We start from the raw sequence: 12,178 nt of genomic DNA on the forward strand, positions 1-12,178 counted from the left end.
CATGAATCGGACAGTCATTCCTCCCGTGCTCGTCACCGGCGCGACGGGGCGGATCGGCCGCATCGTCGTCGACCGACTCCTCGAAGCGGGCGTGCCGGTCCGCGCCCTGACCCATCGCTCCGAGGCGGCGGCGACGCTGCCGGCGAAGGTCGAGGTCTTCGCCGGTGACCTGACCGTGCCCGAGTCGCTCGACCCGGCGCTGAAGGGCGCCGGTGCGGTCTTCCTGGTCTGGACCGCCCCGCCGCAGAGCGCCGCGGCAGTCATCGAGCGGCTGGCGGCCAACGTGCGGCGGGTCGTCTTCCTCTCCTCTCCGCATCAGACCCCGCACCCCTTCTTCCAGCAGCCCAATCCCATGGCGGCGCTGCACGCCGACATCGAGCGGCTCATCGCGGCCACCGGACTCGAGTCGTCGATCATCCGGCCGGGGATGCTCGCGTCGAACTCGCTGGCCTGGTGGGCGCCCGCGATCCGGCGCGGCGAGGTCGTCCGATGGCCTTACGGCGCCGCGCGGACGGCACCGGTCGACGACCGCGACGTGGCAGCCGTCGCGGCCCGGACACTCCACCAGGACGGGTACGCCGGAGGTGACTACGTCCTCACGGGCCCCGAGTCGCTGAGCCAGGTCGCACAGGTGGACGCCATCGGTGCCGCCCTGGGGCGCCGGATCGCGTTCGAGGAGATGACGCCGGACGAGTTTCGGAGCCTGTCGGAGGGTACGGCGCCCCGGCCGGTCGTCGAGATGCTGCTCGCCGCCTGGGCCGCCGCGGTCGGACCGCCCGCACACGTCACCACCGCGGTGGCCGACATCCTCGGGACGGCCCCGCGAACGTTCCGTCAGTGGGCCGCCGACCACGCCACCGCGTTCGCGCCGGGTTCGTGACCACCTCGACCGCGGCCGGCCGCGTCGTGCTTCGCTAGCGGATCTCCGAGCCGGGGTTGGCGTCGTCCCACTCCTGCCGGGAGGTGAGGATCGCGTCGTGGTGGTCGTACGACCAGTCGACCATCGCCCGCACCAGGTGAGTGAGGCTGTGGCCGAGCGGGGTCAGCTCGTACTCGACCTGTGGGGGGACGGTCGGGTGGATGGTCCGGGAGACCAGGCCGTCGCGCTCCAGCCTGCGCACCGTCAGGGTCAGCATCCGCTGCGAGATCCCCGGCAGGGCGCGCTGGAGTTCGCGGAACCGCCGTACGCCCTGGGCGAGTTCGACCACGGCGAGGACGGACCACTTGTCGCCGAGCCGGGTCAGCAGGTCGCGGATGCCGCAGTCGACGCCGTCGTCGCACCAGACCACCGGACGGGGGGTGGTTACCGCGGTGTGCCCTACTGACATGGAAGTGCCTCCTTACGCCGGACGCCCAGGCTACCGAGGATGGTCACGTCTTCAACGACCAGCCATCTGGAGGAGAAACATGCTGCTCGTCACCGGTGTCAACGGAGGTCTCGGCGCCCTCGTCCTGGAGCGCCTCGCGGGCCGTGCGGATGTCGTCGCCGGGAGCCGGACGCCCGAGAAGGTGCCGGGCGGTCAGCCCGTCCGCCTGGTGGACTTCGACCGGCCGGAGACCCTCGCCGAGGCCTTCGACGGGGTACGGACGCTGCTGCTGATCTCGGCCGGGGCCGCCGAGGACGACGTGGTGATCGCCCGGCACGGCGCGGCGATCGAGGCGGCCGAGAAGGCGGGCGTCGAGCACGTCGTCTACACCAGCCTCTCCGGCGACGGCGACCACCTGCCGTACGCGCTGGCGCACCGCTGGACGGAGCGGCGGCTGCGCGAGTCCGGCACGCTGCGTTGGACGGTGCTGCGCAACGGCCTCTACGCGGAGCTGCTGGCCGCGATCGCCGCGCCCGGTCCGGACGGGGTGATCACCGCGCCGCTGGGGGCTGGGCGGCTGGCGGCCGTGGCCCGGGCGGACCTGGCCGAGGCGGCGGTGAAGGTGGCGCTGGCGCCCGCCGGGCACGCGGGGCGAACGTACGAGCTGGTCGGGGAGCGGGCGGTGGGCGGCGCGGAGGTGGCGGAGGTGCTGGGCGCCGAGTACCGCCCGGGCGGGCTCGCGGAGGTCCGGACGGCGCTGGCGGCCTCGGACGCGCTGCGCGACTTCCAGGTGCCGATGACGGTGGGCACCTACTCGGCGATCGCGCACGGCTTCCTGGCCGGGCCGGGTGGGCCGGGCGACCTGGCGGCGCTGCTGGGCCGCCCGCCGCGCCCGGCGCTGGAGGTCATCGCGGGGCGTTAGGGGGCCTGCGGGGCCCGGTCGGCGGCGCGCTGGGCGTCGATCCGGGCGTGGGCGTCCGGCCAGGCGATCGGCAGCCGCTCGACCGGGGTGTCCCAGAAGGTGAAGGTGGACTCCCGCATGGTGGAGCGCAGCCCGGTCATGGTGCTGCGATGGGGTTCGGCGGCGGCGAAGGCGTTCAGGGCCTCGCGGCTCTCCCAGGCGGAGAGCGTCCAGAAGGTCCGCCGGAGCGGCCGCGCGATCAGCGATGCACCCAACGCGCCCGGGGTGTTGCGGAGTTGGCGCCAGACGGCGAGCGAGCGGAGGAAGAACCGCGGGACGTCGGCGAGCGAGCGGACCTCGAAGCGGGAGGCCATCACGACCGCCCGGGTGCCGGGGGTGGGGGGATTCGGGGTGATCCAGGGCAGTGTGGGCACGGCTGAACTCTCCTCGTCGGCGGAGGACGCCACATTGGGGAGCGGCACCAGGTGCTCGGGCTGGTGCTCGGGGCCCGGCCGGTGGACGAGGACGCCCCGGAACCCGAACCGGCGCCCGGCGCCGCCGAGGTGGACGCGCTGATCGACGCCCTCGGCTGGGAGGTCTCCGAGCACGCCCCCGCCCGGGCCGTGCTCGGCGAGACCCTGGAGACCCTGCGCTCGCTCGGCGCCGCACTCGACCCCGCCACCCTGCGTGGCTACGCCGAACTGGCCGAGCGGACCGCCGTCCTCGACCTCGACCAGCTCGACCCGGCCGCCGACCCGCTGGAACAGGCCGAGCGGGCCCTGCTGCGGACCGTCCTCCTGGAGCCGGCGCTGCTCGCGCTGCGGCGGCTGGCCCAGGAGAACGAGTCCGCCAGGCGCGGCGGTTGAGCCACCTGTGGCCGGACCACCCGCCGCCGGGGGCTACTCGCCCAGGACGGCGATCCGCCCGGTGCTGCGCCCGTCGGCCACCAGCTGCACGGCCGCCGCGGCCTCGGCCAGCGGGACCCGGGCGCTGACCAGCGGCCGGACCACGCCCTGCTCGGCGAGCTCGGTCAGCGCGTCGTGGGCGGCGCGCACGGCCCGCGGGTCGTGGGTGTTGTACAGACCCCAGTGCAGGCCGAGGATCGAGTAGTTCTTCACCAGGGCGTGGTTCAGCGCCGGGGCCGGGATCTGCCCGGCGGCGAAGCCCACCACCACGATCCGGCCCTCGAAGGCCACGCACTTGGTGGAGCCGGTGTAGGCCTCCCCGCCGACCGGGTCGAAGACCACGTCCGTGCCGCGCCCGCCGGTGAACTCCTTGACGGCGGCGACGAAGTCCCCGGCCGGGCCGTCGGCCGTCCGGTCCACCACCAGGTCGGCGCCGAGCGCCCGGGCCGCCTCGGCCTTGGCCGGGCCGCCGACCACGGCGACCACCCGGGCCCCGGCGGCCCGGCCGAGCTGGACGGCCGCACTGCCGACCCCGCCCGCCGCGGCGTGCACCAGCAGGGTCTCGCCGGCCCGCAGCCGGGCCCGGCGGTGCAGGGCGAACCAGGCGGTCTGGTAGCCGATGTGCAGCGCCGCCGCCTCGGCGTCGTCCAGTGCCTCGGGCGCCGGGAACGCGGTGGCGGCGTCCAGCAGTGCGTACTCGGCGAAGGCGCCGTGCGGCAGTACCGGGTTGCCGATCAGCCGCTCGCCGCGCCGGGCGCCGTCCGCGACCTCGCCGCACAGCTCCACGCCCGGGGTGAACGGCAGCGGCGGGCGGACCTGGTACTGCCCCCGCACCATCAGTGCGTCGGGGAAGTTCACCGCGGCAGCCCGGACCCGGACCAGCAACTGCCCCGGGCCCGGCACCGGCCGGGCGGCGTCCTCGGCGAGCCGCAGCACCGCGGCCGGCTCGCCGAGCTCGGTGACCTGCCAGGCCCTCACAGCGCCCCACCCTTCTCCAGCCCCTGCTGGAGCCGGTTCACCCCGGCGAGCCAGCGGTCCGGCTCGGTGGCCCGGACGCGGTAGTACTCGGCGACCTCGGGGTGCGGCAGGATCAGGAAGCGGTCCTGGCGCAGCCCGTCCAGCGTCGCCTCGGCGACGTCCTCCGGATCCAGCGCGGTCGGCACCAGCAGCGCCTCGCCGACCGCGCCGGTGGAGGCCAGCATGTCGGTGCGGACCCCCTGGGGGCAGAGCGCGTGCACCCGGACACCGCGGTGGCGGTAGGTGGCGGAGAGCCACTCGGCGAAGGCGAGCGCGCCGTGCTTGCTGACCGCGTACGGGGCCGAGCCGAGCATGGTGAGCAGCCCGGCGGCCGAGACGGTGGCCAGGAAGCGGCCGTGGCCGCGCTCCAGCCAGCGGGGGAGCAGCAGCTCGGCGGCCCGTACGTGGGCCAGTACGTTGACCTCCCAGGCGCTCGCCCAGGCCTCCGCGGGGGCGTCGGCGCCGCCGATCGGGGCGACGCCCGCGTTGGCGCACCACACGTCGACCTCGCCGAGCTCCGCGCGGGCCCGGTCGACCAGGGCGGCGAGGCCCTCGGCGGAGGCGGCGTCCCCGGGGACGGCGGTGCCGCCGCACTCCTTCGCGACCGCGCGGGCGGCGTCGGCGTCCAGGTCGTTGACCACCACCCGGGCGCCGGCCGCGGCGAAGGCCCGGGCCAGGGCGGCGCCGATGCCCCGGCCGGCGCCGGTCACCACGACGCCCTGGCCGGTCAGGTCGCTGCCCGGGCCGGTCGGTGCGTTGAGCCCGTCCGATGCGACGAGCCCGTCCGCTGCGTTGAGCCCGTCCGATTCGCCGAGCCCGGCCTGCGCGTCCGGCCCGCCGGTCACAGCCCACCGCCGAGGGTGACTCCGCCGTCCACCACCAGGGTCTGGCCGGTGATCCAGCCGGCCTCCGGGGAGAGCAGGAAGGCGACCGCGCCCGCGACGTCCTCGGGGACGCCGAGCCGGCCCAGCGGATAGGCCTTGACGACCTTCTCCTCGCGGCCCTCGTACAGCGCCTCGGCGAACTTGGTCTTCACCACGGCGGGGGCGACGGCGTTGACCCGGATGCCCTGCGGGCCCAGCTCGGCGCCGAGTTCGGTGGTGAGCCGGATCAGCGCGGCCTTGCTGACGCCGTACATGCCGATCCCGAGCGAGGAGCGGATGCCCGCGACGGAGGCGACGTTGACCACCGAGCCGCCGTGCTCGCCCATCCAGGCGGCGTGCGCCCGGCGGGTCCAGGCCAGCGGGCCGAGCACGTTGACGGCGAAGATCTTGGCGGCCGCGTCGGGGTCGGTGTCCAGGACCGGCCCGTAGATCGGGTTGATGCCGGTGTTGTTGACCAGGTGGTCGAGCCGTCCGAAGGCCTCCAGGGTGCGGGCGACCGCCTCCTCCTGGTGGGCCGGGTCGTCGGCCTTGCCGGCGACCGCGATCGCGTTGTCCGGGCCGCCCAGGTCGCGGACCGCCTCGGCGAGCGGCTCGGGGTTGCGGGCGGTGAGGCAGACCTTGGCGCCGCGGTCGACCAGTTCGCGGGCGATGCCGAGGCCGATGCCCCGGCTCGATCCGGTCACGACGGCCACCCGGCCCTTGAAGGAGTGCACCACGGAGGGTCCTGCCTTTCGGGTCTGCTCTACAGTGCTGACTAAGCGCTTGCTCAGCATGCTGTCGGTGCGAGAGCCTGTCAACAGTCCGGCGGCCGCAGCGGAGCGGCCGGCGGGAATGCCTGTACGACTCTCTGGGAGGATGGCGCCATGACCAGCACGCCCATCGCCGACCTCTGGCCGACCCTGCCCGGCGCCGACACCCGCCCCGAGGCGGCGTACCGGCTGCTCCAGGCGGCCGTCGAGTCGTTCGCGGAGCGCGGCTTCCACGCCACCACCACCCGGGACATCGCCACCGCGGCGGGCATGAGCCCCGCCGCGCTGTACATCCACTACCAGTCCAAGGCCGCCCTGCTCGCCGAGATCAGCCGGGCCGGGCACGCCGCCACCCTCACCCTGGTCCGGGAGGCGGCGGCCGGGGAGGGCGGCCCGGCCGAGCGGATGCGCCGCGTGGTCGAGCAGTTCACCGCCTGGCACGCCCGGGCCCGGACGGTCGGCCGGGTGGTCAACTACGAGCTGCACGCCCTGCCCGAGGACGCCTACGCCGAGGTCGCGGCGCTGCGCCTGGACATCGAGCGCGAGGTCAGCACGCTGATCGAGGCGGGTGTGGCGGCCGGGGAGTTCGAGGTCTCGGAGGTGCGTACGGCGGCCCGCGCGGTCACCTCGCTGGGTATCGACGTCTCCCGCTGGTACACCGAGCGCTCCTCCGGTACACCGGAGGAACTCGGCCGCCGTTACGGCGAGTTGGTGCTGCGGATGCTCGGCGCCCGGGTCTGACCGGAGCGCCCCCGGGTGCCTTGTCCGCTCAGGGCCCGTCGGCGCCCCCTCAGGGCCCGTCGGCGCCCCCTCAGGGCCCGTCGGCGCCGTAGAAGCCGTCGAGGGGCGGCTCCGGCATTCCGTCCAGCAGGCGGTCCAGGCCGGTCAGCATCTCGGCCCGGTCGTCGAAGTCGGCGAAGCGGGGGACCAGCGCGCGCAGTCGCGGGTAGTCGGCCGCCGGCAGCCGGTGCAGGCCGAGGCGCAGTACCGGGTCCGGCTCGTCCGGGTTGTCGACCACCTGGCGCTTGTCCACCAGCAGGAAGCCCAGGTTCCAGGCCACGAAGGTGCGGTAGATCGTCAGCGCGGTGGTGTCGTCGAAACCGGCCCGGGCGAGCACCGACAGGATGTGCTCGGTGAGGGCGAGGGCCGGTGCCGGGCGGCGGGACACCGGGACGGCCAGCGGGCGGGTGGCGACCAGCGGCAGGATCTCGGGGTGGGCGTGCGCCACGACGGCGAAGGCCTGGGCGATTCGGCGCAGCTCCGTCCGCCAGCCGTTCTCGTGGCCGCTGCCGAGGCCGGTGCGCAGTTGGGTGTTGATCTCGGTGAAGTAGGCCTCGGTCAGGCCGTCCAGCAGGGCTTCCTTGCCGGGGGTGTAGCGGTACAGGGCCATCGACTCGACGCCGAGCTCCGCCGCCAGCCTGCGCATGGTCAGCGCGCCGAGCCCCTCGCGGTCCACCAGGGCGACGGCGGCGTCCAGCACCAGGGGGCGACTCAGGCGCCCGCGCTTCTCGGGGCCGTCCCGCTCAGCCATGTCCGCACTCCTCCGAGTCGGTGCCGGTGGGCCGTTGGCCGTGCCCGGGCGGCGGGGTCGGACGGGGGCCGGGGCCGGGCAGGTCGCAGGTTACGCAGCGGATACAGAACCAGGATACAAGGGACGAATACCCGGAAAACAGGCCTCGGCCGTGCCCCGCTCGGTCACGGAGCGCAACCAGTGGCCGGGTGCGGCCAGCTGTGGCCGGGTGGGGCGAGGGCGCGGCCGGGTCGGGTCAGGGCAGCAGCAGCCGGACGGCCAGCCAGCCCACCAGCGCGGCCGAGCCGAGGGCGGTCCACCGGCGGCCGCGGGCGCCGGCCAGGGTCCGGCCGAGCAGGGCGCCGCCGAGGGCCAGCAGCAGTTGCCAGCTCGCCGAGGCGGCGAACACGGCGAGGGGGAAGACCGTGCGGGCGAGCGGGCCCGCCGGGCTGCCGGGGCCGTCGCCCAGGATCAGAGCGGCGAAGTACAGCACCGTGAGCGGGTTGAGCAGGGTGATCCCGAGCAGGGTCAGGAAGGCCCGGCCGGGGCCGGGCGGGGTCGGCGCCGCGAGGGCGGCCGGGGTGCCGGGGGCGCGCAGGGCGGTGACGGCGGTGCGGACGGCCAGGGCGAGCAGCACGAGGGCGGAGGCGATCCGCAGCGGCGTGGCCACCGGCACCAGCAGGGGCGCGAGGCCGCTGCCGCCGAGGGTGGCCAGCACGGCGTACAGCCCGTCCGCGGTGGCCACACCGAGGGCGGCGCAGGCCCCGGTGCGCAGCGAGGTCCGCGCGGTGAGCGCCACCAGGTAGGCCCCGACGGCCCCCACCGGTACGGCGACGCCCCACCCGGCGAGCAGCCCCGCGACCAGCGCGGCCCTCATGCGAGGGCGCGGTCGGGCCTCCGGGGGCGGCCGGGCTGCTGCTGACCGGCGGCCGGGCGGGCGGCGGCGGTCACGGGCAGCGGGCGGGCGGGTGCCGAGGTCATGGGTCGATGGTGGCGGGTGGGCACCGGGGGGTGCAAGTGGTTTCTCCCGTGCGGGCGGGTAGCGTGGGGCACCCCGTGGACACTGTGTCGAGGAGCACCCCGATGGGCAGTCAGAACGACCACGTGCGCGAGCTGTTGGCCGAGGCCTGGCGGTCCTGGGCGGAACGCGGGGCGGCTCTCGGAGTCGCGGACTGGGACCGGCCGACCCGGCTGACCGAGTGGACCGTACGGGACCTGTACGCGCACGTGGCGCCGGTGCCGGAGATGTTCACCGGGCTGCGCACGGCCGTCCTGGACGGACCGGCCGAACTGACCTGCGGGGCGGACATCCTGCGGACCTTCAACCGGCCGGGCGGGCTCGCCCACACCGCCGCCGGACAGGTCGCCGAACTGGCCAGGGAGGCGGCCAGGGCGAGCGAACCGGCGGCGCTCATCGCCCGGTTCGGCACCGAGGGCCCGGAGGCCCTGGCCGGGCTCGCCGACCTGCCGTCGAGCACCGTGGTGGCGCACCCGCTGCTCGGCAGCGTCACGGTCGGGGCGCTCGGCGAGGTGGCGCTGATGGAGGCGACCGTCCACCTGCTGGACCTGGTCGCGGCCGTCGGCGGCCCCGCGCCGGCCGAGGGGGCGCTGCGGTTCACCAGCGCGCTGCTGGCGGAGGTCGCCGACCCGGTGGCCTTCATCGAGGCGGCCTCGGGCCGCAGTTCGGAGCCGGTGCTGCCGGTCATCCGCTGACCCCGCCGGGGCGTTCGCGCAGGTCAGTCGTATGATCTGGCCGAGGACGGATCAACTGGGGGGCGTTGATGGACAACCTGTGGAACCTGTGGTGGCTGCTGCCCATGGTGATCTACGGTGGCTCGGACCTGGCCCGCAAGGCGTTGAAGACCCGGCACAAGCGCAAGTTGGAGGTGCTGGAGGCGACCGAGCGGCAGCGGGTCGCCCTGGAGGCGGCCGGCCGCCCGCCCGAGCCGGTCTGCGGCTGCACCCACCACCTGGCCAAGCACGACAGGCAGGGCCGCTGCCACGAGGTGGTCGAGGCGCCCACCGCCTGGGACGCCGACCGGCGTCCGGTGAGTTACGAGCCGCGGCCCTGCAACTGCCAGCAGTACGTGGGTCCGGAGCCGCTGGGCACGGTGTACGCGCCGGAGCTCACCGACCGCTGATGCCGCTGATGCGAGGCGGATCGGCGACCGGGGGCTTGGTGCCCGGGGGTTCGGTGTCCGGGAAGGGCTGCTCCGCCCAGATGACCTTGCCTTCGCGGACGTAGCGGGTGCCCCAGCGGTGAGCGAGCTGAGCGACCAGGAACAGTCCGCGCCCGCCTTCGTCGGTACTGGCGGCACGGCGCAGTCTCGGTGAGGTGCTGCTGCCGTCGGTGACCTCGCAGATCAGCGCGAGACTGCGAAGCAGTCGTACCTGGATGGGCGGCCCGCCGTAGCGAATGGCGTTGGTGGCCAGCTCACTGATGATCAGTTCGGTGGAGAACGACAGCTCCTCCAGTCCCCAGTCGGCCAGCTGTCGTGCGACCGCGGCGCGGAGGCCGGCGACGGCCGCAGGGTCGGCGGGCAGGTCCCACTGCGCCACCTGTCCGCCGTCGAGCGAGCGGGTGCGGGCGACGAGCAGGGCGACATCGTCCCGCGGCTTGGCCGGGAGCAGGGCTTCGAGCAGGGTGCGGCACAGCTCCTCCGGGGTCCCCGCGGCGCGGGTGCGTGCGTCACGCACTGCGGCGAGCACGACCTCGGGGCCCTGCGAACCGTCGTGCAGCAGGCCGTTGGTGAAGAGCACCCGTTCACTGCCCTCCGCGAGTTCGAGCTCGAGGGTCTCGAACGGTTGCCACCCCAGTCCGAGCGGCGGCCCGGTCGGGACATCCGGGAGGTCGACCCGGCCGTCAGGCCGGACCAGTACGGGCGGTGGGTGGCCGGCGCTGGCGAGGGTGAGGTGCCGCGAGACCGGGTCGTACACGGCGTACAGACAGGTGGCGCCAGCAATCGTGTTCCCGGCCGGGGTACGCGCCTGCTGCTCGTGGTCGAGGCGTTCGACGAGGTCGTCGAGATGGGCCAGGACCTCCTCGACCGGCAGGTCGAGGTCGGAGAAGTTCCGTACCGCGGTGCAGAGCCGCCCCATCGTGGCGGACGCCTGCACTCCGCGACCGACCACGTCGCCCACCACGAGCGCCACCCGGGCGCCCGAGAGCGGGATCACGTCGAACCAGTCGCCGCCGGCGCCGCCGCGGGCAGGCACATACCGGTGTGCGGCCTCGACGGCGTTCTGATCGGGCAGGTCGTGGGGCAGCAGGCTGGTCTGCAGAGCAAGGGCGGTGGCGTACTCCCGGGTGTAGCGCCGGGCGTTGTCGATGCTCACGGCCGCGCGACTGACGAGTTCCTCGGCGAGCAGCAGGTCGTCCTCCTCGAACGGAGGTGACTGCCCGGACCGGTAGAGGACGACGACGCCCAGGACGACGCCACGGGCGCGCAGGGGCACCGCGATGAGCGAGTGGATGCCTTCCGCACGAATCCGCTCGGTGCGGTCCGGATCCTGGGCGATCCACCCGGCCGCCGTGTAAAGGTCCTGCTCGAGGACCGACTCCTCCGAGGCCAGGCAGATCGCCTGGGGGGTCGACCGGCCGTACAGAATCGGCTCACCCACCTCGTACAGGTGCGGGGACGGCCGGATCCCGCTGAGCGCGACGCGGCGGACCGGCTCGCCGAGGCCTGGTGGCTCCTCGCCGCTGAGCACGGCGTCCGGGATGTCCACGGCGGCGAAGTCGGCGAATTTCGGGACCGCGACCTCGGTGAGGTCCTCGGCCGTGCGCGTCACGTCGAGGCTGGATCCGAGGCGCCCGGCATCACTCAGCAAGGAGAGGCGCTGCCGGGAGAGCAGTGCCAGCCGTCCCACGCCCGGCTCCCCGACGGCGACCAGCCACGGCGGGGACTGAGGCGGTGGCGACGGCGCCGCGCTGAGGGTGGCCGCCGAAGGCGGCGACCGCCGCGTGGGGGGCTCCTGGCCCGGTCCGGAACCGTTGCCGTGCCCGATGATCGTATCGGTGGCTCGCATCGCCGCGGAGTCCAGACAGCGCAGCGCACCGTCGGGCAGCACGGCCTCGACCGCGAACCCGGCAGGGCCGACGCCGTCGTCCACCAGGCGGCAGAGCAGGGTCGCGACGCGATCCACAACACCGCGATCAACGGCGAGACGGCGACCGTCAAGTTCACCGGTACCGGCCTCCGTGTCCTCGGTGAACTCAACTCCGACCAGGGCCAGTTGGCCGTCACGCTGGACGGTGCCCCCGCCGGCACCGTCGACACCTCCACCTCCGGCCCCCGCCAGGCCCAGGTCGCCATCTACCGGACCGCGAACCTGCCCTACGGCAACCACACCGTCACCCTGACCAAGACCAGCGGCAACCAGGCCACCATCGACGGCTTCCAGCTGGACCACTCCGTCAACGACACCGACCCGTCGCTCGTCTACTCCGGCAGCTGGTCCTACCTCTCCGGCCGCGGCTACGGCGACTTCAACGACGACGTCCACTCCACCACCACCGACGGCGACTCGGTCACCGCCACCTTCAACGGCACCGGCGCCGACGTGGTCACCGAGACCAACAGCGACGAGGGCACCATGGACGTCTACGTCGACGGTCAGCCGCGCGGCAGCGTCAACGCCAACACCCCCACCCGCCAAGCCCAGCAGCGGGTCTACACGATCGACGGACTGCCCTACGGGGTGCACACCCTGAAACTGGTCAAGACCGGCGGCAGCTACCTGCTGGTCGACCGCCTCACCTACCGGTAGCGGAGCGCGACACGGCTGTGGGGGGGGGGGGGGGGGGGGGGAGAAGAGGGGCTCTCCTTGCACCGTCGGGGGGGCTCCTGATCCACTGAAACCCCGGGGGGGAGGAGTTTGTTTTGGCTCGGTTTTTTTGTCTTT

The 12,178-nt window shown here is 74.4% G+C and carries 15 protein-coding genes; 7 read left to right on the top strand and 8 right to left on the bottom strand.

The window, feature by feature from the left end; genetic code table 11:
- The first annotated feature begins 1 nt into the window (after position 1).
- The gene (locus ACZ4W5_RS32905) at positions 2-880 is read left to right on the top strand and encodes an SDR family oxidoreductase (RefSeq protein WP_465658670.1); all 879 of its coding nucleotides are present in this window, start codon (positions 2-4) and stop codon (positions 878-880) included.
- A 34-nt stretch (positions 881-914) separates the two neighbouring features.
- On the opposite strand, the gene ACZ4W5_RS32910 is transcribed toward ACZ4W5_RS32905, so the two are convergent.
- Positions 915-1,328: a winged helix-turn-helix transcriptional regulator gene (locus ACZ4W5_RS32910; protein ID WP_465658671.1), complete on the bottom strand. Its 414-nt coding sequence runs from the start codon at positions 1,326-1,328 to the stop codon at positions 915-917.
- A 79-nt stretch (positions 1,329-1,407) separates the two neighbouring features.
- On the opposite strand from ACZ4W5_RS32910, the gene ACZ4W5_RS32915 reads away from it, so the two are divergent.
- Positions 1,408-2,229, top strand: a complete 822-nt coding sequence (locus ACZ4W5_RS32915) for an NAD(P)H-binding protein (RefSeq protein ID WP_465658672.1) — start codon at positions 1,408-1,410, stop codon at positions 2,227-2,229.
- Here the strand turns inward: ACZ4W5_RS32915 and ACZ4W5_RS32920 are convergent.
- A complete protein-coding gene (locus ACZ4W5_RS32920; protein ID WP_465658674.1) occupies positions 2,226-2,642 on the bottom strand; it encodes a DUF3291 domain-containing protein in 417 nt (138 codons plus the stop codon). The genes ACZ4W5_RS32915 and ACZ4W5_RS32920 overlap by 4 nt on opposite strands.
- 51 nt (positions 2,643-2,693) lie before the next feature.
- Here ACZ4W5_RS32920 and ACZ4W5_RS32925 point away from each other — a divergent pair, with 51 nt between their 5' ends.
- The gene (locus ACZ4W5_RS32925) at positions 2,694-3,074 is read left to right on the top strand and encodes a hypothetical protein (protein WP_360230554.1); all 381 of its coding nucleotides are present in this window, start codon (positions 2,694-2,696) and stop codon (positions 3,072-3,074) included.
- 33 nt (positions 3,075-3,107) lie between these two features.
- On the opposite strand, the gene ACZ4W5_RS32930 is transcribed toward ACZ4W5_RS32925, so the two are convergent.
- The 3 genes from ACZ4W5_RS32930 to ACZ4W5_RS32940 form a co-directional block, all read right to left on the bottom strand.
- Positions 3,108-4,091 carry an NADPH:quinone oxidoreductase family protein gene (locus tag ACZ4W5_RS32930; RefSeq protein ID WP_465658676.1) on the bottom strand — a complete coding sequence of 328 codons (984 nt, stop codon included), beginning with the start codon at positions 4,089-4,091 and terminating at the stop codon, positions 3,108-3,110.
- Positions 4,088-4,861: an SDR family oxidoreductase gene (locus ACZ4W5_RS32935; protein ID WP_465658687.1), complete on the bottom strand. Its 774-nt coding sequence runs from the start codon at positions 4,859-4,861 to the stop codon at positions 4,088-4,090. The genes ACZ4W5_RS32930 and ACZ4W5_RS32935 overlap by 4 nt, the downstream gene beginning before the upstream one ends.
- A 110-nt stretch (positions 4,862-4,971) precedes the next feature.
- On the bottom strand, positions 4,972-5,730 hold the full coding sequence (locus tag ACZ4W5_RS32940) for an SDR family oxidoreductase (protein ID WP_402477058.1): 759 nt from the start codon (positions 5,728-5,730) through the stop codon (positions 4,972-4,974).
- A gap of 147 nt (positions 5,731-5,877) precedes the next feature.
- Here ACZ4W5_RS32940 and ACZ4W5_RS32945 point away from each other — a divergent pair, with 147 nt between their 5' ends.
- Positions 5,878-6,504 (top strand): TetR/AcrR family transcriptional regulator, encoded by a 627-nt coding sequence (locus tag ACZ4W5_RS32945; RefSeq protein ID WP_465658678.1) that lies wholly within the window; start codon positions 5,878-5,880, stop codon positions 6,502-6,504.
- Positions 6,505-6,574: 70 nt separating this feature from the next.
- Here the strand turns inward: ACZ4W5_RS32945 and ACZ4W5_RS32950 are convergent, their stop codons facing one another.
- On the bottom strand, positions 6,575-7,294 hold the full coding sequence (locus ACZ4W5_RS32950) for a TetR/AcrR family transcriptional regulator (protein ID WP_360230562.1): 720 nt from the start codon (positions 7,292-7,294) through the stop codon (positions 6,575-6,577).
- A 235-nt stretch (positions 7,295-7,529) separates the two neighbouring features.
- The gene (locus tag ACZ4W5_RS32955) at positions 7,530-8,150 is read right to left on the bottom strand and encodes a LysE family transporter (RefSeq protein ID WP_465658680.1); all 621 of its coding nucleotides are present in this window, start codon (positions 8,148-8,150) and stop codon (positions 7,530-7,532) included.
- A 206-nt stretch (positions 8,151-8,356) separates the two neighbouring features.
- On the opposite strand from ACZ4W5_RS32955, the gene ACZ4W5_RS32960 reads away from it, so the two are divergent.
- Together ACZ4W5_RS32960 and ACZ4W5_RS32965 are read left to right on the top strand one after the other, a co-directional pair.
- Complete coding sequence (locus ACZ4W5_RS32960; RefSeq protein ID WP_465658682.1) at positions 8,357-8,986, top strand: maleylpyruvate isomerase N-terminal domain-containing protein; 630 nt, start codon at positions 8,357-8,359, stop codon at positions 8,984-8,986.
- 104 nt (positions 8,987-9,090) lie between these two features.
- The gene (locus ACZ4W5_RS32965; protein WP_360230829.1) at positions 9,091-9,414 is read left to right on the top strand and encodes a hypothetical protein; all 324 of its coding nucleotides are present in this window, start codon (positions 9,091-9,093) and stop codon (positions 9,412-9,414) included.
- On the opposite strand, the gene ACZ4W5_RS32970 is transcribed toward ACZ4W5_RS32965, so the two are convergent.
- The gene (locus ACZ4W5_RS32970; RefSeq protein WP_465658684.1) at positions 9,401-11,143 is read right to left on the bottom strand and encodes an ATP-binding SpoIIE family protein phosphatase; all 1,743 of its coding nucleotides are present in this window, start codon (positions 11,141-11,143) and stop codon (positions 9,401-9,403) included. The genes ACZ4W5_RS32965 and ACZ4W5_RS32970 overlap by 14 nt on opposite strands.
- Before the next feature lie 129 nt (positions 11,144-11,272).
- Between ACZ4W5_RS32970 and ACZ4W5_RS32975 the strand changes: the two genes are divergently transcribed.
- Positions 11,273-12,043, top strand: a complete 771-nt coding sequence (locus ACZ4W5_RS32975; RefSeq protein ID WP_465658686.1) for a hypothetical protein — start codon at positions 11,273-11,275, stop codon at positions 12,041-12,043.
- The last annotated feature ends 135 nt before the right edge of the window (positions 12,044-12,178 follow it).

This window comes from Kitasatospora sp. NPDC029367 (assembly GCF_055569135.1).